19 protein-coding genes are annotated in these 23,841 nt (G+C 44.0%); 11 read left to right on the plus strand and 8 right to left on the minus strand.

From position 1 onward, the window contains the following. Positions 1–26: 26 nt before the first annotated feature. The 5 genes from ACHEVO_RS01915 to ACHEVO_RS01935 all read right to left on the minus strand — a co-directional run bounded on the left by ACHEVO_RS01915 (position 27) and on the right by ACHEVO_RS01935 (position 4,334). Positions 27–1,157, minus strand: coding sequence for a DNA topoisomerase IB (locus ACHEVO_RS01915; protein ID WP_394123707.1), 1,131 nt, complete (start codon positions 1,155–1,157; stop codon positions 27–29). A 214-nt stretch (positions 1,158–1,371) separates the two neighbouring features. Further along, positions 1,372–1,656 (minus strand): pyrimidine/purine nucleoside phosphorylase, encoded by a 285-nt coding sequence (ppnP, locus tag ACHEVO_RS01920; protein ID WP_394123708.1) that lies wholly within the window; start codon positions 1,654–1,656, stop codon positions 1,372–1,374. Between the two features lie 61 nt (positions 1,657–1,717). Continuing rightward, positions 1,718–2,813, minus strand: a protein-coding gene (gene prfB / locus ACHEVO_RS01925; protein WP_102078362.1) for a peptide chain release factor 2 whose coding sequence is annotated in 2 segments (ribosomal slippage) — positions 1,718–2,740 and positions 2,742–2,813 — 1,095 coding nt in all. Because the reading frame shifts where the segments join, the coding sequence is not laid out codon by codon here. 124 nt (positions 2,814–2,937) lie between these two features. Then, the gene (locus tag ACHEVO_RS01930) at positions 2,938–3,639 is read right to left on the minus strand and encodes an HAD family hydrolase (RefSeq protein ID WP_394123709.1); all 702 of its coding nucleotides are present in this window, start codon (positions 3,637–3,639) and stop codon (positions 2,938–2,940) included. 158 nt (positions 3,640–3,797) lie between these two features. Further along, a complete protein-coding gene (locus ACHEVO_RS01935) occupies positions 3,798–4,334 on the minus strand; it encodes a gamma carbonic anhydrase family protein (protein WP_160021317.1) in 537 nt (178 codons plus the stop codon). A gap of 502 nt (positions 4,335–4,836) precedes the next feature. Here ACHEVO_RS01935 and carA point away from each other — a divergent pair. The 4 genes from carA to ACHEVO_RS01955 all read left to right on the plus strand — a co-directional run bounded on the left by carA (position 4,837) and on the right by ACHEVO_RS01955 (position 11,667). After that, positions 4,837–6,078, plus strand: coding sequence for a glutamine-hydrolyzing carbamoyl-phosphate synthase small subunit (gene carA / locus ACHEVO_RS01940; protein WP_394123710.1), 1,242 nt, complete (start codon positions 4,837–4,839; stop codon positions 6,076–6,078). Between the two features lie 153 nt (positions 6,079–6,231). Continuing rightward, positions 6,232–9,495, plus strand: a complete 3,264-nt coding sequence (gene carB, locus ACHEVO_RS01945) for a carbamoyl-phosphate synthase large subunit (protein ID WP_394123711.1) — start codon at positions 6,232–6,234, stop codon at positions 9,493–9,495. 330 nt (positions 9,496–9,825) lie between these two features. Next, the gene (greA, locus tag ACHEVO_RS01950; RefSeq protein WP_057760725.1) at positions 9,826–10,302 is read left to right on the plus strand and encodes a transcription elongation factor GreA; all 477 of its coding nucleotides are present in this window, start codon (positions 9,826–9,828) and stop codon (positions 10,300–10,302) included. Between the two features lie 471 nt (positions 10,303–10,773). Further along, a complete protein-coding gene (locus tag ACHEVO_RS01955) occupies positions 10,774–11,667 on the plus strand; it encodes a hypothetical protein (RefSeq protein ID WP_394123712.1) in 894 nt (297 codons plus the stop codon). 189 nt (positions 11,668–11,856) lie between these two features. Here the strand turns inward: ACHEVO_RS01955 and ACHEVO_RS01960 are convergent, their stop codons facing one another. Beyond that, positions 11,857–12,408 (minus strand): hypothetical protein, encoded by a 552-nt coding sequence (locus tag ACHEVO_RS01960; protein ID WP_394123713.1) that lies wholly within the window; start codon positions 12,406–12,408, stop codon positions 11,857–11,859. 245 nt (positions 12,409–12,653) lie between these two features. Between ACHEVO_RS01960 and ACHEVO_RS01965 the strand changes: the two genes are divergently transcribed. The 3 genes from ACHEVO_RS01965 (at position 12,654) to ACHEVO_RS01975 (ending at position 16,361) form a co-directional block, all read left to right on the plus strand. Further along, positions 12,654–13,922, plus strand: coding sequence for a putative DNA modification/repair radical SAM protein (locus ACHEVO_RS01965; protein WP_394123714.1), 1,269 nt, complete (start codon positions 12,654–12,656; stop codon positions 13,920–13,922). A 75-nt stretch (positions 13,923–13,997) separates the two neighbouring features. Continuing rightward, entirely contained in the window at positions 13,998–14,870 is an 873-nt protein-coding gene (locus tag ACHEVO_RS01970; protein WP_394123715.1) for a TIGR03915 family putative DNA repair protein, read from the plus strand. Between the two features lie 150 nt (positions 14,871–15,020). After that, complete coding sequence (locus ACHEVO_RS01975) at positions 15,021–16,361, plus strand: glycosyltransferase family 4 protein (RefSeq protein WP_394123914.1); 1,341 nt, start codon at positions 15,021–15,023, stop codon at positions 16,359–16,361. Positions 16,362–16,483: 122 nt separating this feature from the next. Here the strand turns inward: ACHEVO_RS01975 and ACHEVO_RS01980 are convergent, their stop codons facing one another. Together ACHEVO_RS01980 and ACHEVO_RS01985 are read right to left on the minus strand one after the other, a co-directional pair. After that, entirely contained in the window at positions 16,484–17,236 is a 753-nt protein-coding gene (locus ACHEVO_RS01980; RefSeq protein ID WP_394123716.1) for a cupin domain-containing protein, read from the minus strand. After that, complete coding sequence (locus ACHEVO_RS01985; protein ID WP_394123717.1) at positions 17,211–17,951, minus strand: gamma-glutamyl-gamma-aminobutyrate hydrolase family protein; 741 nt, start codon at positions 17,949–17,951, stop codon at positions 17,211–17,213. Before ACHEVO_RS01985 ends, ACHEVO_RS01980 begins: the two co-directional genes overlap by 26 nt. 466 nt (positions 17,952–18,417) lie before the next feature. Between ACHEVO_RS01985 and ACHEVO_RS01990 the strand changes: the two genes are divergently transcribed. The 4 genes from ACHEVO_RS01990 to aguB all read left to right on the plus strand — a co-directional run bounded on the left by ACHEVO_RS01990 (position 18,418) and on the right by aguB (position 23,836). Beyond that, positions 18,418–19,761 (plus strand): glutamine synthetase family protein, encoded by a 1,344-nt coding sequence (locus tag ACHEVO_RS01990; protein WP_179799245.1) that lies wholly within the window; start codon positions 18,418–18,420, stop codon positions 19,759–19,761. A gap of 1 nt (position 19,762) precedes the next feature. Beyond that, complete coding sequence (locus ACHEVO_RS01995) at positions 19,763–21,139, plus strand: NAD(P)/FAD-dependent oxidoreductase (RefSeq protein ID WP_394123718.1); 1,377 nt, start codon at positions 19,763–19,765, stop codon at positions 21,137–21,139. A 198-nt stretch (positions 21,140–21,337) separates the two neighbouring features. Next, positions 21,338–22,831 carry a Na+/H+ antiporter NhaC family protein gene (locus ACHEVO_RS02000; RefSeq protein ID WP_101205679.1) on the plus strand — a complete coding sequence of 498 codons (1,494 nt, stop codon included), beginning with the start codon at positions 21,338–21,340 and terminating at the stop codon, positions 22,829–22,831. A gap of 135 nt (positions 22,832–22,966) precedes the next feature. Continuing rightward, on the plus strand, positions 22,967–23,836 hold the full coding sequence (gene aguB, locus ACHEVO_RS02005; RefSeq protein ID WP_449301490.1) for an N-carbamoylputrescine amidase: 870 nt from the start codon (positions 22,967–22,969) through the stop codon (positions 23,834–23,836). Positions 23,837–23,841: the final 5 nt, after the last annotated feature.

A 23,841-nucleotide genomic window follows, 5' to 3' on the forward strand; every position in this document is an offset into this window, starting at 1 on the left:
CAATATTACTATCTAAAATCTCACACTTAAACATCAGCTCTTAAAAACCCTAACAATGCTTTTTCTTCACAACTTTGGTATTTTTTGGTTCGACCACGGCGCGCTTGTTTGTAAGTTTCAAAAAACTGTCCTGCCAAAAAACGCTCAATGACAATGGGATGAATATAAGAGGCACGGCAGACGGTTGGTGTGTTGCCCAGCTCTGCTGCCACACTTTTTACCATATCAGTGACTAATTGCTGACGCTCAGCGCTTTCTGGTGCACTGGCAAGTATGCTAGCACCTGCAGACGTTTGTAGCTCGTCATAAAGGTAGCTTGCCGCGAGTACACTTGCCATCCATGTGCGAAAATCTTTTGCACTGTATAGCTTACTTTCACAGTCCATCCCGCACGTATGCATCCGCAAGTAATCATTGATATCGCTACTGTCGACGACTTGCTTATGTCCGTTGTCATCTAGATATTTGAATATCTGATAACCTGGTAGTTCAGAGCAGGCCTGCACGATATCAATCAATCGCTCATCTTGTAGCTCAATATGATGCTCTTTTGCACTTTTTCCGACGAAATCAAACGCCAGTCCATTGTCGGTTTCACTGACATGCTTACTGCGTAGCGTACTCAGACCATAGCTTTTATTTTGCTTGGCGTAGCGGCTATTGCCAATACGAATCAAAGTGGTCTCTAGCAATTTAACGACGGCAGCGAGTACGTTGGTGCGTGACAATGACGCTGCTTCCAAATCTATCTCCACCTGCGCGCGTAGATTGGGCAATGCCTCTGCAAACCCTATCATCGCATCAAACTTTGCTTGGTCACGGATGTTGTTCCATGACGGATGATATAAGTATTGTTTGCGTGATTTTTCGTCTCGCCCTGTTGATTGCAGATGGCCTCGTTCATCTTGGCATATCCAGACCTCTGACCACATGGGCGGTATGACCAATGCATCAAAACGTTGACGCAATGCTTTGTCTTTGACCGTGTTGCCCGTTGCATCACGATAAGTAAAGCCGCGACCCCAACGTCTACGCTCGTAGCCTGGTTCATCGTCACTCACATAACGCAAATTGGCACGGCGGGCGAGATGCTCGTAATCATGACGCACGTCTTTGGTCATTGTCTGCTGGCTAGTCTGTAATTTTGCCTTTGTCATAAACCTATATACCTTTGAGAATTCATGGTTTTAGCATAATTAATGACGGTAGTTTTTGCTGTTTATTTGGCACAGACAAAGTGTAATGCTGTGTAAAACATGGTTTTCAGTATAATAGCTTAAAACTCATTCGAAATATGACGCCCACAAAAAAAACGCCAAGCATAAAATACTTGGCGTTTGTCGTTTTGATACTGCTATAACTTAGAAGTCGTTATTTGCCGTATACACACAGATAAGCGGTTTCGACGTCTAATTTTACTTGGAACTTCTGATTGGCTTCAACGGTAAACTGCTCGCCAGCGTTAAACGTTTGCCACTCATCACTCTCTGGTAGCTTGACAGTCAATGCACCACTCACCACACTCATGGTTTCAAATTCACTAGTGCCAAACTCATACTCACCAATTTCCATGACGCCGACAGTCGCAGGCTTGGTAGCCGTTTGAAAAGCAATAGAAGTCACTTTATCATCAAAATAATTATTAACGCTTGGCATAATTTTCCTTAATTAAATATTGGTTGCTATTTTAAAGCGGCTGCTTATTTAAAACAGCCTTTTACAGTCCTGCTTTTAGACTCGCTTCGATAAACTGATCGAGGTCACCATCTAGCACCGCCCCAGTATTAAAGGTTTCAACACCCGTACGCAAGTCCTTGATACGTGAGTCATCGAGCACGTACGAGCGAATTTGACTGCCCCAACCGACGTCAGACTTGCCATCTTCGACTGCTTGCTGTGATTCCATACGTTTTTGCATTTCAAGCTCATACAGCTTAGCACGTAGCATTTTCATTGCAGTGGCTTTGTTACCATGTTGACTACGCTCATTCTGACAGGTCACTACCACGCCTGATGGCTCATGGGTAATACGTACCGCAGAATCTGTCGTGTTTACGTGCTGACCACCCGCCCCAGATGAGCGATAGGTATCGATACGCAAATCCGCAGGATTGATATCAATCTCGACGTTGTCGTCAATCTCAGGCGAGACAAACACCGCAGCAAACGACGTATGACGACCATTATTACTATCAAATGGTGATTTACGTACTAGACGATGGACACCAATTTCGGTACGCAACCAACCAAAGGCATAATCACCTTTAATCTCAATGGTTGCCGACTTGATACCAGCCACGCTACCTGAGGACACTTCAATCACATCTACTTTGAAGCCATGAGCTTCTGCCCAGCGTGTATACATGCGCAGCAGCATTTCAGCCCAATCTTGCGCTTCAGTACCGCCACTGCCTGACTGAATATCCAAGTAGCAGTTGTTTGGATCCATCTCACCGCTAAACATTCGGCGGAATTCTAAATCAGCGACACGTTTCTCGGCGCTATCTAGCTCGCTCTGCACATCAGCTAGCAAGGACTCATCTTCTGCTTCGACTGCCAACTCTAGCATAGCAGACGCGTCCTCTAGTGTGGTTTCAAGAGAAACCACCACATCGATGACACCGTCAAGGTGACTTTTTTCTTTATTAATTTTGGTCGCGCGCTCTGGATCGTTCCATAGCTCAGGGTTTTCTAACTCTAAATTGACTTCTTCTAAGCGTTCTTGCTTACCATCGAAGTCAAAGATACCTCCGCAAGTCCTGCCCACGCTCTGATAAATCTTTAATCTGCTCTTGATACGGATTGATTTCCATAAATATTCCTGTTTTTCTAATAAAATAAATAACGCATGTGGCGCTATTTTATATGAGATTGATACTAAATGGTTCGCTAATTATCGCTGATGCCAATGTTGCTACTATTACTAGCTTAAATAATCTAGATTGACCAATCTTCTACTGCCCAGCGATGGGCCAAAGCATGCGCATGTAACGCATCATCAGGTGATACGCAAACGGCCACATCAGCCCATTCGAGTAACGGAATATCATTTTTGGAATCTGAATACGCATACGTTTTTTCAAACGTGATACCAGAGGCTTGCTGTTTATTTAGCCATTTATCCAAATGGTATATTTTGCCCGCTTGAAAGTTTGGTCTGTCAGTTAGCTTACCTGTATAGCGATTATCTTTGATCTCTAATGGCGTTGCCAATACATTGGCTTCTTCTACACCAAAACGCTTGGCAATGGCCGACACTACAAAATCATTGGTCGCAGAAATAATCACTACATCGTGCCCTTGCTCAATATGCTGACACAATGCTTCCATTGCTTTTGGGCGAATATGTGGCTCGATTTCGCTTTTGATATAGTCTTCTCTTAGCTCATCCAGTCTATCAAGCGGCAGACTGCTTAAAAACTGCGCGACGAATTCATTGTACTCTGTCGCGTCTAGCGTGCCTTCAATATAGTCATTATAAAATTTCTGATTGGCAGTACGGTACTGCGCCTCATCGACAAGGTCATGCTTTACGATATACTCACCCCAGAGATAATCGCTATCGACATCAAGTAATGTATGATCTAAATCAAATAGTGCCAGTTGTTTTTGTTTTGTTTGTGCTTGATTTGCCTGCATGGTGAGACCTTATCGTTGGTTGCGAAAAAATATGAATTGTTTAATAAAATTGGGTACAGTTATCTACTAAGGCTGACCGTATTAATTGAACAGTCTATCAATGAAATAAGTATGCGCCCTACCGTCTATCTATTTAAACTTAACTCGTTTACTTACCCTTAGTCAGGCATCGCTATTTCTGTTAAGCCTGTTTTAAATTTCTGACAACGCTCAGCATAATGTAGCGCTGACATTTTTAGCATGGCGGCTTGCTCATCTGTCAGCGTCTTGACCACTTTTGCAGGCGCGCCCATCACTAGCGAGTTATCAGGAATAACCTGACCTTCAGTAATCAAGGCTTTTGCCCCTATCAGACAGTTTTTACCGATTTTGACATTGTTAAGTACCACAGCGCCAATACCTATTAGGCTGTTATCACCGACTTCACAGCCATGTAGCATAGCCAGATGACCGATAGTCACGTAATTACCAATAGTGACTTTGATACCTGCATCGGTGTGAATCACACTGTTTTCTTGCACATTACTATAGTCACCGATATGGATACGATCGTTGTCACCGCGTATCACTGCACCGAACCACACATTGGCTTGATGGCCTAAATACACATCGCCCATCACTTGCGCTGAGTCTGCTACCCAACCGTTAAATGGTGCGGCAAACTCAGGGGTTTTGTCTAAATACTGATAAATCATAACGACTCCTTGTCATCTTCATTATTGTTATAACAAACGATCATAAAAATTGGGTCTAGCGCTGCGCTGTCCATTGTGGCAAAGCCAACTGCGAAAATCCAGCGCTATTAATACACGCTTGATGTCGAATTCGATAAAAGAGAAAGTAGTCAATATCTGCTTAGGCTATTTTATAAAGTCAATATCTTTATAAAGTCCTCATTATTAGCCATGAAATGACTATTAATCCAGTAAATCGGCTAGCTATAACCTTCTATTTTGTATATAATACGCAAAATCTGTGCCTAAGCGAGCGGACATGATGCAAGTTACCTATTCACTATCTAGTGGGTTTTGTAGTTTTCATCAATAATGTCTTCTCGCTTTTTTGTGGAAAATTTTTGTGTATCGCCCTTTTTTTACTTTTATATGACGACAGTCAAATGCCGTAAATAAAAGGATACGGAGCAATTTTAGACCAACAAAACATGATGGCACTCACCAATAACAGCGGAGGCAATCCTTGAATTCATCGGCAGAAATACAAGCAATTTTGGCACTAGCAGACGGTACAATCTTTCGCGGTGTCAGTATCGGCAGCCTAGGTCATCGTATTGGTGAAGTGGTATTTAACACAGCCATGACAGGGTATCAAGAAATCCTAACCGATCCAAGTTATGCCCGCCAGCTGGTGACTTTGACTTACCCTCACATCGGTAATACAGGCACCAATAGCGAGGACACAGAATCTGGCAATGGTTATAAAGTATGGGCAGACGGTCTTATCATCCGTGATGCCACTATGGCAACCTCTAACTTCCGTAACTCAGAGTCACTCAGCGACTATTTACAGCGTAATGAGACAGTGGCTATCGCTGAAATTGATACGCGTCAGCTAACACGTCTATTACGTGATAAAGGTGCACAGAACGGCTGTATCATGACTGCCTCAAACGGCGAGACGATCAGTAGCGACGATGAGCAAAAAGCGATTGAGTTAGCGAAAGGATTTGCAGGTCTAAAGGGCATGGACTTGGCAAAAGAATGCTGTACTAAAGAGAACTTCGAGTGGACAGCAGGCACTTGGGATCTGTCAGACACCCTACTCAACCGTGATATCCCTGGTAGTCATGATAGCGGTACTGGCGGCTTCTTTAAGCAACTCGGCACTCATATCAATTCTAAATACAACGTCGTCGCTTATGACTTCGGTAGCAAAACAAACATCCTGCGCATGCTCGTCGACCGCGGTTGTCACGTGACGGTTGTATCAGCACAGACCCCTATCGCAGACGTGCTAGCGATGAATCCAGATGGCATCTTCTTATCAAACGGCCCTGGTGACCCTGCAGCTTGTGATTACGCTATCGATGCGGTACGTCACATCATTGAGCAAACTGACGTGCCAACGTTTGGCATCTGCTTAGGCCATCAGCTGATTGGTCTGGCTAGCGGTGCAAATACCATCAAAATGAAAACTGGCCATCATGGTGCCAACCATCCAGTACAAGATTTGGCGACTGGCACGGTTATGATCACCAGTCAGAACCATGGCTTTGCGGTTGATGAAGACACGCTACCTGACAACGTTAAATCTACTCATCGCTCATTATTTGATGGTACGAACCAAGGTATCGAGCTGACCAACAAGCCTGTATTTAGCTTCCAAGGTCACCCAGAAGCCAGCCCTGGTCCACATGACTGCGCGCCATTATTTGATAAGTTTGCGGATATGATGGAACAGTCTAAAACTGCCCAAGCGTAAACGGTTGATTATAACTACATAATAAGTAAACGCTTGAATCGTCCATAGCGGTTCAAGCGGCACTAAATAAAGCACTGCAAGTATAAAACGCCATAAGCGTTATCAAAAACAAAGATTACTCAAATTATCACCCAAACGAAGGTAGCTCTAACTATGCCAAAACGTACCGACATAAAAAGCATTCTTATCATTGGCGCAGGCCCTATCGTCATCGGCCAAGCATGTGAGTTTGACTATTCAGGCGCACAGGCGTGTAAAGCACTAAAAGAAGAAGGCTACCGCGTCATCTTGGTCAACTCAAACCCTGCGACCATCATGACTGACCCTGTCATGGCTGACGCAACCTATATCGAGCCGATTACTTGGCAAACCGTTGAGCAAATCATTGCCAAAGAACGTCCAGATGCAATCTTGCCAACAATGGGCGGACAGACGGCTCTAAACTGTGCGCTAGAGCTAGACAAGCACGGCGTATTGACCAAGTATAACTGCGAGTTAATTGGCGCGTCCAAAGACTCAATCGAGATGGCAGAAGACCGCAACTTGTTTGATAAAGCCATGAAGCGTATCGGCCTTGAGTGCCCTCGCGCTGAAACGGCTGAAACCATGGAAGAAGCCTTTGCTACTCAAGAAAAAATGGGCTATCCGTGTATCATTCGTCCATCATTCACGATGGGTGGCTCAGGTGGCGGTATCGCTTATAACCGCGATGAGTTCATTGAAATCTGTGAGCGCGGATTTGATTTGTCTCCAAACCATCAACTGCTTATCGATGAGTCATTGATCGGTTGGAAAGAGTACGAGATGGAAGTGGTTCGTGACAAAAACGACAACTGCATCATCATCTGTGCTATCGAAAACTTTGACCCAATGGGTGTGCATACCGGCGACTCAATCACCGTTGCACCAGCACAGACCTTGACGGACAAAGAATACCAAATCATGCGTAATGCGTCATTAGCAGTACTGCGTGAGATCGGTGTGGAAACTGGCGGCTCAAACGTACAGTTCGGTATCAACCCTGATACGGGCCGCATGGTCGTCATTGAGATGAACCCACGCGTATCACGCTCGTCTGCCCTAGCCTCAAAAGCCACCGGCTTCCCGATTGCCAAAATCGCAGCGAAACTGGCCATTGGTTACACGCTAGACGAATTGCAAAACGACATCACTGGTGGCAAAACGCCAGCCAGCTTTGAGCCTGCGCTTGATTATGTCGTGACCAAAATACCTCGTTTTAACTTCGAAAAATTCCCACAAGCAGACAACATCCTATCGACTCAGATGAAATCGGTCGGTGAAGTGATGGCAATCGGCCGTAACTTCCAAGAGTCTATGCAAAAAGCCTTACGCGGTATGGAAACAGGTGCGGATGGTTTTGATGAGCAAATTGACTTATCAAAAGTAAGCGCCGAAAAAGCGCGTAGCGAAATCATCAACCGCCTAACCATTCCAACACCTGAGCGTATCTACTACGTTGCTGATGCATTCCGCGTCGGTATGAGTGTCGATGAAGTGTTTAATTTTACCAAGATCGACCCATGGTTCTTGGTACAGATCGAAGACATCGTTAAAACAGAAGCTACCGTAAAATCACTGGGTTTTGGCGGCTTGAACGAGAAAAATCTACGTAGCTTTAAACGTAAAGGCTTATCAGATTTGCGTTTGGCTAAATTGCTTGGTATCTCACAAAAGCAACTTCGCAAAAAGCGTTGGGATCTAAACGTCTATCCAGTCTATAAGCGTGTCGATACCTGTGCAGCAGAGTTTGCTACTAGTACGGCCTATATGTACTCGACGTACGATAGCGAATGTGAAGCAAACCCAACAGACAAAAAGAAAATCATGGTTATCGGTGGCGGTCCTAACCGTATCGGCCAAGGTATCGAGTTTGATTACTGCTGTGTACACGCAGCGCTTGCTATGCGTGAAGATGGTTACGAGACCATCATGGTTAACTGTAACCCTGAAACGGTTTCAACCGATTATGACACTTCTGACCGTCTATACTTTGAGCCAATCACGTTAGAAGACGTGCTAGAGATCGTTCGTATCGAAAATCCAGATGGCGTGATCGTACAGTTCGGTGGTCAAACGCCATTGAAACTTGCTCGTGCACTAGAGTCAGCAGGCGTTAAAATCATCGGTACTAGCCCAGATGCAATCGACCGTGCCGAAGACCGTGAGCGCTTCCAGCATATGATTCAGCAGCTAAACCTAGTACAGCCATCAAACGCACTAGCAACCAGCTTAGAAGACGGCTTGGTTAAAGCAAAAGACGTAGGCTATCCATTGGTTGTACGTCCATCTTATGTATTAGGTGGCCGCGCGATGGAAATCGTCTATAACGAAGACGAGTTAAGACATTACCTACGTACTGCGGTACAAGCATCGAACGAAGCGCCTGTCCTACTAGATCGCTTCTTAGATGATGCTATCGAAGTTGACGTAGACTGTGTATGTGATGGTACTGATGTCGTCATCGGCGGTATCATGCAACATATCGAACAGGCTGGTGTCCACTCAGGTGACTCAGCATGCTCACTACCACCATACTCACTGTCTAAAGAGCTATGTGATGTGATGCGCGCACAGACAGTCGCCATGGCAAAAGAGCTAGGCGTTATCGGTCTAATGAACGTACAGTTCGCGGTAAAAGGCGAAACCGTATATATCCTAGAAGTGAACCCACGTGCTGCACGTACAGTACCGTTCGTCTCTAAGTGTATCGGTACTTCTTTAGCACAGGTTGCTGCTCGCTGTATGGCTGGTACTTCGCTTAAAGATCAAGGCTTTACCACTGAGATTGTCCCAGCATTCTATGCGGTCAAAGAAGCGGTATTCCCATTTGCTAAGTTCCCAGGTGTTGACCCAATCTTGAGTCCTGAGATGAAATCAACGGGCGAAGTTATGGGCGTGGGCAAAACCTTTGGCGAAGCATTCTACAAAGCCATTATCGGTAGTAATGAGCGTCTGCCAGGTCTACCAACTGAAGGCGAGACAAAAACCGTCTTTATCTCAGTTCGTGACAGTGATAAAGCCCAAATCGCTCCGATTGCTCGTCAGCTTGCAGACTTTGGCTTTAAGATTGTCTCGACCACTGGCACGCAAAAAGTACTGAGCGACGCTGGTATCGAAAGTCAACAAATCAACAAGGTCACTGAAGGTCGTCCGCATATCGTTGATGCCTTGAAAAACGGCAAAATCGACCTTATCATCAATACAACTGAAGGTAAGCAAGCTCAAGAGGATTCGTTCTCTATTCGCCGTAGTGCACTACAAGGCAAAGTATTCTACGTCACCACGTTAGGTGCCGCTGATGCCGTTTGCAAATCTTACGCGATTGACTTACCGTTTGATGTTTATAAGTTACAAGATTTGCATGAGCAAGCAAAGTCTATTGACGTGGCTGAATAATTTCAGTAGATTAAGCATAACCGTTAGGCTTGCCTAAAAGCTCACTCAAGTATCGTTGTTTGCTTTAAATATAGCCAACCATGCTTGAGGAACGATACCTTTACCGTGATAGACCTAAAAAGCATAGTGGCTAAATTGCGACTATGCTTTTTATTACGTAAGCTTAAGTGCGCCTATGCTTGAATTGAGGTGAGATACACTCATAAATGATGGCCAACTTATTCATTACATCGTCTTAATTATCACTCTTTTATATTTTATATCCATTGCAACAACACTGACACCATCTCATTATGAGGTGGTGTGGTGTTATTGGTTTAAGGAAAAAACATGCAACGTTACCCAATGACTCCGCAAGGACACGCGGCTTTAGAAGCCGAATTAAAACAGCTAAAAAGTGTCGACCGTCCACGCATCACAGCATCGATTGCTGAAGCACGCGAACACGGCGATTTGAAAGAAAATGCTGAATACCATGCCGCCCGCGAGCAACAAGGTTTTTGTGAAGCACGTATCCGTGATATCGAAGCCAAACTTGGTGGCGCTCAAGTCATCGATCCTTCGACACTGCCAAAAGAAGGCCGTATCGTATTTGGCGTCAGCGTCGTGATTGAAAACATGGACACCGAAGAAGAAAAACAGTACAAAATCGTCGGCGATGATGAAGCTGACTTTAAAGCTGGCAAAATCTCAGTCAACTCACCAATCGCTCGTGGTTTGATTGGTAAGTTCGAAGGCGACGAAGTGCGTATCGAAACGCCAAAGGGCGTCGTTGAATATGAAGTCATGAAAGTTATCTACGACTAATAGCTACACTGCGTTCTAATCTATAAATTTGATGTTCTCAAAGATAGACAGTTCGAGAAATGACTTTTAGATAGCAGCTTCGATGACAATAATTGCGCCTGACTACTTAGTTATACAATTCCATAGGTGAAGGCTGTACTACACATAAATAGCATTTATACCATTTCGGTTACACAATGCTGCTTTTATCCATGATTTGTTTTGGCGCATAATTATTTGAGTTTGAGTACACAACAGCTTTAGTACTAAGTCTATTCAATAAGAAATATTTAAGATTGAATAGCTTTTATACAAGTTAGCACTGCTGCGCTCTTACTAAAAATAATGATGGTCTGATCGCACACATAGGCTAATATCAGCACTACTACCCTCGTTATTTGGCATATTTTTTGGTGTCATTTAGCGGGGGTTTTGTTTATCTAGGCATTATCTATTGTTGTATTACTTACTATTATTTTTGAGGAGTCTTTTATGATTATGAACGATGGTTTTCAAGCATCAACTGCTAAAACAACCATGGCAAAAAATGCAGTTATACCTGCATTGCTAGCAGGTATCGTGTTAGCCGCATCATCGGCCAATGCTGCCCCTGAGATTGCCATTAGCTCATCTGCGAGCGGTAGCACCACTGTTGTCGAGCAATACTCTGATGGCAAAACTGCTACGATTACGGCGACACCAAACGGTATCACCATGCAAGACGGCATGCCGTACGCGGTGACTCAGGTGTCCACTGTGCCACGCTACGTCGTACGTCAGTCTCCTGTTGTCCAAGGTACGACGACCGTTACTAGCGTACCAGTGACTAACTCTATTACCAATAAAGTCACTAAAGTAGATGTGATTACCACGCTAGCTAGCAGCGTGACGCAAGTACTACCTGTCGCAACCAACGTCACCCCGCCAGTGATTATGCAGCAGCCAGTGACCAATCAAGTAACGACCACGACGACAACTTTGGATACGTTGCAACTGACTCCTACCTTTAGTACGCCTGGCGTGGTCAATGCAAATACCAAAGTCATGAAAATTCTAAAAAATGCTGATGGACGTGAAGTTGCCGTTCCTGCCAATCATATTGCCCCTGGTGATGTGATCGAGTATCACACCACTTATACCAATACCACGGCACAGCCGGTTAATGACATCAACGCCATGATCTCATTACCAAGTGGCGTCCAGTTAGTTTCGTTGAATAGTCCTCTGCCGACGCTTGCTACCACTGGCGGAGACAGCTATCAAACCATTCAGCAAGTTGGCAATACGGTGGTTGTGCAAGAAAACTACTCTGGTCTAAAATGGAACTTGGTTAACTTTGATGCCAATGCAGCCAAAACCGTCATCATACGTGCCAAGGTTCAATAAAAACTAGGTTATAGCGTATTATTATTGAATAGATACCAGTATATGTAAAAGGTCTTGTGGACTAGCTATCTAGTCAGCAAGACCTTTTTTGTGTCGGCGGCTTGGTTTTGAGTGTGGTAAAGCACTGCTTTAAGCTTAGGATATAAATGCTTGATGCAGTGGCAGAAATAGCTGAGCTTTTAGAGAAGATCATTTTTCTTTATACAGAATAGGCCGATTGATTAGATTATTAAGTTTTGTCATAAAAAAGATAAAACCAAAACCAAAGATTGACGTAGTGAGCACTCCTATCATGTTTTGATCGAACATTAGGTTTTTGGTATCTTCGTAAGTTATTTGCAGATCCTCCTCTGATCCTCTAATGTCTAAGCTGACTAATTGCGGTAAATTATTCGATACGCCTAAAAAATTGGGCTGATAGTACCAACCAACTCTTGCGTACTTGCCAAGCCTAGGTTCAAGGTATGTAGGACCCATACATGACCCAGTATTAATAAAGCCAAATACATTATAGCTACAGCCGTAAAGCGTTATTTGTTTAGGATTTTCGATAGATTGCAAGGCTATACTAAATCCCGTATCAGTGATAATGCCTTCACTGTATTGTAGCTCCGACTCCTGCGGAAAATCTCTACCCTGCCATTCCAAAAAATTGAGTGCAATGAAAAAAGATATAAACGAGACATTTAGAAACGTATCGAACTTTTGAGACGCTGATTTTTCTTTAAATTTTTTGAGCATAAAATCCCTCTAAAAGACCCTTTTATGGAATGTTTGAAAAAATCTATATTTACCCTTAAAAAGTGAATATATTAAGCCACAGAGTTTAGCCTTTAAATAAACCTCAAACTACTGTTTACTATATCAGATACGAATCATACGACACTATTTGTCGTGTTGTTTTGAGAATTATCCTATTAATACAATGACTTAGCGATAATTTTGGTAAAATAGTCCTTCATCAATTAATTGGTAAAACGCGACTTATGGCAAACATCAATTATGAAAGATTACAGGGCAAACTCAATATTTTGGCTGATGCTGCCAAGTATGATGTCTCCTGCTCATCCTCCGCTGGTACTCGTAAAAACCAAGGCGGTGGATTAGGCGATGCCTCAGCAACGGGTATTTGTCACAGTTATACCGAAGATGGGCGCTGTGTCAGCTTGTTAAAGATTCTTTTGACCAATCACTGCATTTACGACTGTGCTTATTGCACCTCACGTAAAAGCAATGACACCCCGCGCGCCGCGTTCAGTGTCGAAGAAGTCGTCGACTTAACCATGCAGTTTTATCGCCGTAACTATATCGAAGGGTTATTTCTTAGCTCTGGTATCTTTAAAAGTGGTGACTATACGATGGAGCGACTGGTCGAAGTCGCTAAGCTCTTGCGTACGCGCGAACGCTTTAATGGTTACATCCATCTAAAGACCATACCAGGTGCGTCAAAAGAGCTGCTGCTAGAAGCAGGATTATATGCGGATCGTTTGAGCGTCAATATCGAGATTCCGACCAAATCAGGGTTGGCTTTGCTTGCGCCAGAGAAATCACATGACCAATTAAAAGCACCGATGGAAACGGTAAAAGAAGAAATTATCACCATCCGTGAAAGCCGTAAGACTCATAAGAAAGCGCCTAAGTTCACGCCAGCAGGTCAGACTAGTCAAATGATTGTCGGTGCGAGTAACGAGACTGACTTGCAGGTGATTCAGCTATCGAGTCACTTCTACAAAACGTATGACCTCAAGCGGGTCTATTACTCAGGTTATGTACCTATGCTCTCTGATAATCGCTTGCCTGCGATTGGAACGCCTGTGCCGATGGCGCGGGAGAATCGGCTGTATCAAGCAGATTGGTTAATGCGTTTTTATGGTTTTGGTGCGCATGAGATTGTGGAGCCAGAATCGCCATTTTTAGATTTAGACTGCGATCCAAAACTGGCTTGGGCAATACGCCATCGTGAGCATTTTCCAGTCAATATTCAGACAGCGACTTATGAGATGATCGTGCGTATCCCAGGTATCGGTACAAAGACTGCCAAAAAAATCGTCAAAGCACGTAAGTTCAATCAATTAACGCTATACCATCTAAAAAAGATGGGTGCTGCAGTCAACCGTGCTAAATACTTCATCGCGACCACTGGCAAAAACGAACACCTTGCACATTTAACGCGCGATAATTTCCGTCAGTATGTATTGGCTCAAACGCAGACCAAGTTTAACGATCAACGTACTGGGCAGTTGGCTTTATTTTAGAATGGCTCTAGATAGCATGTGTTAAAAAACCTGCTATCTCGCTACTGTATTCATGATAGAAATGTAGGATAAAACATGTCAGCACTTATGCAAAATGACTCTTACGCTGTCGGTCAATTGACGCCTAGCATTGTACTGTATGAGCCTAGCTTTGAAGGTTGGCTGAGTGCGGTGTTTTATGTCTATGCCAATCGTCTACAAAACGATATGTCACTGAAACTAACCGCGCAAGATTGCTATGTACCCTCACTCATCGCTCAGGCGACTAGCGTGGCAACCGATGAGGATAAGGCCGAGCGGGTGTTGGTTAAATTAAATACATTACTGGGTCGCTCAGGTATGCGAAATATCTTGTGGGGGTTCTTATCTGAGAAGGACGATATCGGTACGACATTATTTCGTGTGGTCAAATACGCCATTGATTACCTCAATCGTCAAATCATGCAGGATTTGGGTAATTTGGACGTGCTTGAGCTGGTGCAGACAGTCAAATCTGTTGGGCGCGAAAAACATCGTATGGAGGCGTTTGTACGTTTTGAGCATACAACCGATGATATTTATTTTGCACGTGTAGAGCCTGATTTTAATGTACTGCCACTCATCGGAGAGCATTTTCGGCAGCGCTATCAGGATCAGCACTGGGCAATCTATGATCTTACTCGGGGCTACGGCATCTATTATGATAAAAGTAATAGTACGCCATCACGTCCAGCAAAGCTGCAAACCATTACTGATCTTGATGATGCGGTACTACGCAATCCTGCCAGCATCCATAGTCCTGATGAGCAGCGCTATCAAAAGTTCTGGCAAGGTTACTTTACCAACGTCAATATCAAAGAGCGCAAAAACCCTAAGCTACATAAGCAATATCTCCCGCAGCGCTACTGGAAATACTTGAGTGAAAAACAAGTACTGCCCAATGCTGAGCACTTACAAAAACGACGCTAACGGCTTTTGGTGTTTATTAATCCACGTCTTACGCTTATATAGTCTAAAAACCACCTATCTAACCTCATCTTTTTATCTTGATGGTTGAGTTTTAATCGCTTTTAACTGACAATAGCAGATTGATATTACTAACCGGTGACCAACGCTATTATGAAAGTTATGCGCTTACTGTCGTCTCTAAAGCATGATGAATCCGAGCGCGGCATTTTTCATCTTGGGCGAGCATTGGTCAAAAATGAGCATACCTCTATCATTGTCTCTAGTGCCGATGAAGACAATGACTTGGTCAGACGTCTCAAACGCGATGGCAATATTTACCATCAGCTACATGTGAATAAAAAGTCTTGGCTATCGCTATTGCAAGTCTCTGCACTACGGCATTTGATAGAAAAGTACGAACCTGATGTCATTCATGTGCACTCTCGCACTCCTGCATGGATATTGCATTTAGCATTGCGCCGCGCTCGCGTCAGGCGCTTTCCAAAACTGGTCTCGACCATGTATGGTTTTTATCCAATCAATAAATACTCTCAAGCCCTACTCAATGTTGATACGATAATCACCGTATCTGATAGTGTCACTCAATACTTAAAAAAAGGACTGCGCATTGAAGACGTAGATCCCAAAGTCATCACGCGTATCTATCGTGGTATCGATACTCGGCGCTACCCTTATCGTCACAACCCGTCGGTCTATTGGTTACGTCATACCTTTGCCGAGTACCCTGAACTTGAGCACAAAAAATGGCTCGTATTCCCAACCGTCATCGGTAACGAGTATGGGCAAGAGTGGCTAATAGATATCTTGGGTAACCTGCAAGAGCAATTCCCAAATATTCACGTCATTATTATGGATGAAGACTATAAAGACGGCGATGTCGCTCATGAAGATTTTCGCCAACGTACCAATAGCTTGGGACTGGCTGAACGCATTACCTATGTGGGTAGCAAGCGTAATGATATGCGGGAATGGCTATCGGCGGCCAATATTGTGATGGCACTTGCCAATGAACCCGAGTCAATCGGTATCAATGCCCTACAAGCCATACATCTAGGTACACCAGTTATTGGTTGGGATCAAGCCGCCTTTAGCGAGATTTTACAACCACTCTACCCGCAAGGCCTGGTAAAAAAGTACAATGCCAATGCGCTTTGTAAAGCGGTTAGAAATCAGCTAGAAAGTGTGACGCGTCCTGAAATGACCAACAAATTTACCATGCGTGAGATGATTGAAAAGACGCTTGAAGTATATCAAAGCTTACATGATGCGGCGCTTGCCGAAGAACAAGCCGAAGCAGATGCTATCGCAGTTCAACGCATCAAACGCAGTCTAAAAAAAGCATCTAAACCTGCCCTGAATGTCGCTGTGAAAAATATCGAGCCTGTTGCTAAAAATCCGAAAATCAAGCTAACCAAAGAAAAATCGAAGACAGCAGATAATGTCGATACGGTAGATACGACAGAAACAGCAGAAGACAATCAACAGCCGTAGGCTAAGCATTTTATTCGATAGGTAATTTTATAATCAAAAAAAGGCTACTTCTAAAATAGAAGTAGCCTTTTTTGTTCAATCGTTACTGGGCAATATAGAAACTAACGAAATTTAGCTTAGGTTTAATAAGTCGTCGGTGTATGGGCACTTACGATACGGGTGATGCTATCGGTAGGATTAATAAAAGTATGCGGCTGAATGGTATCAATCACATAGCTATCACCTTGATTTAACAAATAGGTACTGTCTTCGATACGTATAATAATCTTACCCTCGATGACCGTACCAATCTCCTCACCTTCGTGAGCGATCTTTTCTTCTGTTGAGCTATTTGGCTGATAGGTCTCTATTAAGAACCCCAAGTTTCTTGTCCTGCTGCAGTTATATACCTGCTTTAGCGATACTTTGCTATTGGGTTCATTAAGCTCTAATAGATCCTTTGGCGTTACAATCACTCTAGCCTTTGGCTCTTTCCACTCGTCACTAAAGAACGTGGTCAGATCAGAACCCAATACTGTCAAAATTGCCTTTAACGTATTGACCGCTGGACTGACCTTATTGCGCTCAATCGAGCTGATAGACGTGTTCGTCAACCCTGACAGTTTTGCCAATTTACGTTGCGAATAACCTTTGGCTAGACGCAGCTGGTTAATCTTTTTGCCAATGTCTTCTTTCAATGATTCATCTGCTTCAGAAGTCGACGCTGTTTCAGAATCATTCAATTCGTCATCATCGATATCATCTCTTTCAATATCAACATCAGCTACATCTTCGTCATCGACATTATCAACATCGTTCTCAATGTTATCACTATCAGTGACAGCAGTTTCTGCCTTACTTTTAGTCGTGCTATTCGGTTTGTGGTTCTCTGGCATGGTGAATAAATTCCGTGAATAGAAATTTGGACAAGCTATCTTGCGCATAATTTAACTCAGGATGCCATTGTACACCAATCATAAATGGATGTTGTAACAAGCTGATAGCCTCCACCAGACCATCAGGCGCTAACGCTTCGACGAATAAACGCTCGCCTACTTTATTGATGGCTTGTTTGTGCAAAGAGTTGACGTGCCACTTTTCACCAAATGCTGCCAGCCTTCCTTGAGGTTGAATGATGACATCATGTATGGGCTGATACTGCACCTCAAGCGGCTGGGTATTGTCTTCTAAATGCTGCTCATAAAACCCATCGATATCACGCCAATCAGGATATAGCGTGCCACCAAAATGAACATTCATCTCTTGCAAGCCTCGACACACTGCAAACAGCGGAATGTTTTTTTCGTCTGCATAAGCCAATAACTTGAAGCTCAGCTCATCACGGCCTAGATCTTGTTTGGCTTCGGTATGCGTCGCGCCATATCGATTTGGAGCGACGTTGCTATAACTACCAGTCAATAAAATTCCATCTGCTATTTCGAGCAGCGCATCGAAGTTTTCGCTATCGGCAGCTGTGTTTGGCAGCAATATAGGATTGCCACCATAAAAGTTTACTGCATCGATATATTTTTGATATACCGCCTGTGCTGGCTGTCCGTCAACCATCTTATGACAAGACACAATAGCAATAATAGGTCTGGAATTTTTCATATCATTTTCCCTCGTTATAACAACTAGACCTAGGCTGTCTATGTTGTCTAATCCCTTATTTAGCTAAAATTTAACACAACGCCTCGCAAAATGTAAACTATAAACTTCATTAATATCGGTATTTGTACTAAAAACCCGAATTCGAGTTATTTTAAGATAATTTTAAATAAAAATTGACAATTATAGTTTTCATCCATATATTAAAAGTCAGCAGCAATGATAACCAACATAATTTAACTTTTAGACTGAATAAAAACGCCTAAGAGCACAGCCTATAAGTCACTAATATCATTGATAAAAAATTTAGCCGTAATAAAAACACTCCTTATTCAACCCATCATTTATCAAATACTTATTTATTAAGTGTTCGTTATAAATGCCACTAGCAGAGAATTTAGACACCACAGCCAAAACGTAGTAGCAGTAACAAACCCAGTAATTCTACAAATTCATAGGAAGAACAGACATGATGACAACCAATGGAATGGTCAAATCTGCAAACAGCACAGAGTACGTCTATGTTGCCGCAGGAGATATCAATGGCTTACTTCGTGGTAAGCGCATCCCTTTTGATCAAATGGAAAAAGCAGAAAACGGTGCAATCCGATTACCTCTGTCAATCTTAGGTGTCGATATATGGGGCGCTGATGTCATCGAGTCTTCGCAGTGCAATGGTGATATCGATGCCATTGCCCGTCCAACTGGTCGTGCTGCTTATCCGCTTCTCAATACCAGTGCCCCTTCATCGCTACTACCTATCTGGTTATATACCGAAGACAATGAGCCTTACTACGGTGATGCCCGCCACGTTTTGGACTACATCAGCAAAAAGTTCAAAGCACTGGGACTGACTCCAGTGATGGCAACCGAACTAGAGTTTTATTTGGTTGACTATACCGAGGGAGAGACACCCAAGCCGCCTATCCGTCCTAAGAGCGGCCTAAGACTGAATAAAACATCCATCTTGAGTATCAATGATCTATTGCAATTCGATGAATTTTTAGATGAAGTCTACGAGCAGTGTGAAAAGCTCGATATCCCTGTGGATGCGGCACTAGCGGAAAACGGTTGTGGTCAGTTTGAAATCAATTTATTACACGTAGATGACCCATTAAAAGCCGCTGACGACGCGATTTTGTTTAAACAAGTGGTCAAAGCCGTGGCAGCTCGTCGTAAGCTTACCGCGACCTTTATGGCAAAACCTTTTGGCCTACAGTCTGGTAATGGCTTTCATGTGCATTGCAGCTTATTAGATAAAGATGGTAACAACGTATTCGATGATGGATCAGATGAAGGCTCAGATATGTTGCGTCATGCAGTGGCTGGCCTACTAAAGACCATGTCAGATTGCACCTTATTGTTTGCACCGCATGTCAACTCTTACCGCCGCTTTACCCCCGGTACATTGGCCCCAAACAACGTATCGTGGGGTTATGAGAACCGCACCGCAGCTGTACGTATCCCTGGCGGTGACACCAGAGCACGCCGTATCGAACACCGTGTATCTGGCGCAGATGCCAACCCTTATCTCGTTTGTAGCGCAGTACTGGCGGGTATGCTGTATGGTATCGAAAACAAGCTTGAAGCACCTGAGCCGATTAACAGCATTACTTATGATGCAGCAGAACTAAAAACCTTACCGTTGGATTGGCTCTCAGCCATTCGTCAATTTGAGAGCAGCGATGTGGTTGACTCACTATTCCCAAGCGAAATGATTGAGCTATTGATTGCAGTCAAAAAGCAAGAGGCCAAACGCTTTGCTCAGCAAGTGACCAACCTTGAATACCTCACCTATTTACAGGATGTTTGATATGTCAAATAGCAGCCCAAATAGCAACCAAAGTAGCAATATGGCAACGAACCAAAACCCATCTTCTAACAACATGCGCAATATCCCGCATTACTCGGATAAGGGTCAATACCCTGATAGCTATTATGCAGCCAGTCGCAACCATAAGCCTGACAGACCAACGCTTAAAAACGATATTCAGGTAGAAATCTGCGTGGTCGGTGGCGGTTATAGCGGCCTATCGACTGCCCTACACCTTATCGAAACAGATCATGAAGTCGTTGTGCTTGAAGGCGCACAGATTGGTTGGGGTGCATCAGGTCGTAACGGTGGTCAAATCGTCAACGGTCTAAATGCCAGCCTGCAAAAAATCAAAAAATCTTATGGTCAGCAAAGCGCAGATTTCGTCGGTCAATTAGTGACTCGCGGTGGCAAAATTATTCGCCGGTTTGTCAGCGACTACGATATCAGCTGCGATCTGAAAGAAAAAAACATCTTTGCAGCATTGAATAACGGACAGCTAAAAGATTTGCAAGAAACGCATGCACTGTGGGAAAGCCACGGTATGCACGACCGAGAGATGCTAGACAAAAATGGCATTCAAGAGCATATCAAGTCAGATGCTTATGTGGGCGGCGTCATCGACCATTCAGGTGGACATTTCCACCCATTAAACCTTGCATTAGGTGAAGCAGCGGCTATCGAAAAAAATGGTGGCACGATTTATGAAAACACCTTAGTCGTAGATATTGAATACGCTGATGACTCTATTAAAGTCATTACTGAGTTTGGCACGGTGACTTGTAAGCAAGCCGTTCTATGCGGTAACGCTTATCTCAATAAAGTCATTCCTAAGCTGACTGATCGCGTAATGCCAGTATCAACGCAGATTATCGCGACCGAGCCATTGGGTGATTTAGCCGATCAACTGCTCCCTACTGATGTCTGTGTCGAAGATGTGCGCTACATTCTTGATTACTATCGTCTCTCAGCAGACAAACGCATGTTGTTCGGCGGCGGTACGGTGTATGGCGGTCAAGATCCTGCTGATATCACGGCCAAAATCAGACCCAATATGAATAAGATTTTCCCAGAGCTGCGCGATGTGAAAATCGACTACGCGTGGAGTGGTAACTTTGCCCTGTCCTTCTCTCGTGTACCGCAAATGGGCAAGCTACATGAGCGCGTATATTTCGCCCACGGCTATAGTGGACACGGCGTAACAGGCTCTCATCTGTTCGGGCAAATCTTGGCTGATGCCATCAATGGCAAAACCAAAGAATTTGACACCTTTGCACAGATACCTTGGATTCCATTCCCAGGTGGCAGGGCTCTACGAGTCCCTTACTCAGTCATAGGCTCGTGGTGGTATGCACTAAAAGACACCACTGGCCTGTAAATATATGACTAACCGTGCATAAAAGCGGTCGACATAGACAACGCTTTTATCATAAAAACTACTGTTGCCTTGACCTATCACAGTAATGGATTGCTGTGATAGGAAGCTCGATAGAAAGTTGATTCGCTACTGGCTGTCGAGCATCAACCACCGAATAGAGTTTGTTTTAAAAAATGAGGTTCTACAGGGAGCGCAAGTATGAACATGAAACTCAATGATGCTGTCGAAGGGCACTATCATAACAAGCGAGTCTTTCTCACCGTAATAGTAGCCGTCGTCATCTATCTGGCCTTTGCTTGGCTATCCATGAGCCGTGGTCCAGATGAATCTTGGGGTGCTTTATCTTTATTACCCACATTATTAGTATTAGTCACCGCCATTGTCTCTAGGCGACCGTTTGAATCCATGATTGCAGGCTGCGTCGCTGGCCTTGTGATGCTCAACCCCTTTGATTTGGTTTCGCCCTTTGCAGACAATATGTCGATGGTCTTGGGCAACGAGACTATTATTTGGATTGTCCTCGTCTGTGGTCTGATGGGCGGGTTAATCCAGCTTCTTGAAATCAGTGGCTGCCTAGATGGTTTTAGTGAATGGCTACAAAAAATCATCAAGTCGCGTCGTCAATCGTTATTGGCCACTTTTGCTTTGGGTGTTGTGGTCTTTATCGATGATTATTTAAACTGCTTGGCCGTATCAACTTCCGTCAAAAAACTCACCGACGTCTATAACGTCTCTCGTGAAAAGCTCGCCTATATCGTCGATTCGACCGCCGCTCCTATGTGTATCATCGTGCCGATTTCTACGTGGGCCGTTTACTTTGCAGGTCTGCTAGAAGAAAACGGCGTAGCAGCAGATGGCGAAGGCATTGGACTTTATATCAGCGCTATTCCTTATATGGCCTATGCTTGGTTTGCCTTACTTATTGTATTCTTAGTTGCTTATGGCATATTGGGCGATTGGGGACCGATGAAAAAAGCAGAGAAACGCGCCAAGGCTGGCAACCCTGTTCCTGAAGCATTTGTTGAAGAGCAACTGATTTCAAACGTCAAAGCCAAGCGCAAGCTGTCATTCAAAGCCAATATCGCTAACTTTGCTTTTCCGATGATTCTATTGATTGTCTCAACCGTTTACTTTGAAATCGATTTGTTACGCGGGGCCCTATTGACCTGTTTTGTGACGGTCGTTGTCTACTGGATGCAAGGTATCTTAAGCTTTGAAACACAAGTTGAAGCCATTTTTAAAGGCTTTAAAGTCATGCTCTATCCCCTCTCAACCGTTATTGGTGGCTTTTTCTTAAAAGCAATCAACGATGAGCTTGGTATGACCATGTATGTGATTGAAGCTATCACGCCTTATATGACCATTATTATCTTCCCTGCGGTTATATTTGCGGTCATGGCCTTCTTGACCTTTGCCACTTCATCAAGCTGGGGTCTGTACGTGTTGGCGATGCCTATCGTGTTCCCAATATCGCTCGCCCTTGGCGTGAGCACACCACTTATGATTGGCGCATTGTTATCAGCCTCATCATTCGGTAGTCATGCGTGTTTCTTTAGTGATTCCTCATTACTTGCCGCGCAAGGTGCTGGCTGCTCACCCATGCAGCATGCCTTTACCCAGTTCCCGTATGCGATGTTAGGTGCAGGACTGTCCGTCGTGACCTTCTTAGGATTGGGCTATATGATGGCTTAAGCCTATAAAGCTTAACCAATATGGACTTAACTATTGTCGCTATACACTAACGAATGATGAGAAATTGTTCGTTAGCAAATACGAATCATCATCTACCTATAGTATTACTTATCTATCAATAAAAGGATTGAGATCATGCGAAACGTTACTGTGGCGACCACGCAAATGACATGCGGCTGGGACATCCAGCAAAACATTGCGACCGCGACTGACTTGGTCAAAAAAGCGGCCAACGAGGGTGCCAATATTATCTTGCTACAAGAATTGTTTGAGACGCCCTACTTTTGCCAAGTTCATGACTTTGATTATTTTAAACTGGCAACTTCAGTCGAAGACAATGCAGCTATCAATCACTTCAAAAATCTGGCAAAAGAGTTAGAAGTGGTATTGCCAATTAGCTTTTATGAAAAATCAGGCAATACTTTCTTTAATAGCATCACTGTGATCGATACCGATGGCGAGATACTGGGCACTTATCGCAAAACGCACATACCAGATGGTATTCCTTATGCGGAAAAGTTCTATTTTACCCCTGGTGATACAGGATTTAAGGTTTGGCAAACCAAATACGCTAAGATTGGTGTCGGTATCTGCTGGGATCAGTGGTTCCCTGAATGCGCCCGTAGCATGGCATTGATGGGTGCCGAGTTGCTGTTTTACCCGACTGCCATTGGTGATGAGCCAACACTCGGTATCGACTCAAAAGGCCATTGGCAGCGCTGTATGCAAGGCCATTCCGCCGCCAACTTAATGCCAGTTATTGCAGCCAATCGCATTGGCACAGAAACCATCAGCCAAAATGGCAATGACAGCACGATGCAGTTTTATGGTAGCTCGTTCATTACCGACGGCCGCGGCGACATCATAAAAGAAGCGTCAGCAGATACTAGTGAAGTGATTAGCACTACCTTTGACTTAGATCAACTGGCTATCGATCGTCAGCAATGGGGTGTGTTCCGTGACCGTCGTCCATCGATGTATGGCACACTGCTCACTCACGGTTAACCTGA

Origin of the sequence: Psychrobacter nivimaris, from assembly GCF_043419765.1 — a bacterium.
Lineage (GTDB): Bacteria > Pseudomonadota > Gammaproteobacteria > Pseudomonadales > Moraxellaceae > Psychrobacter.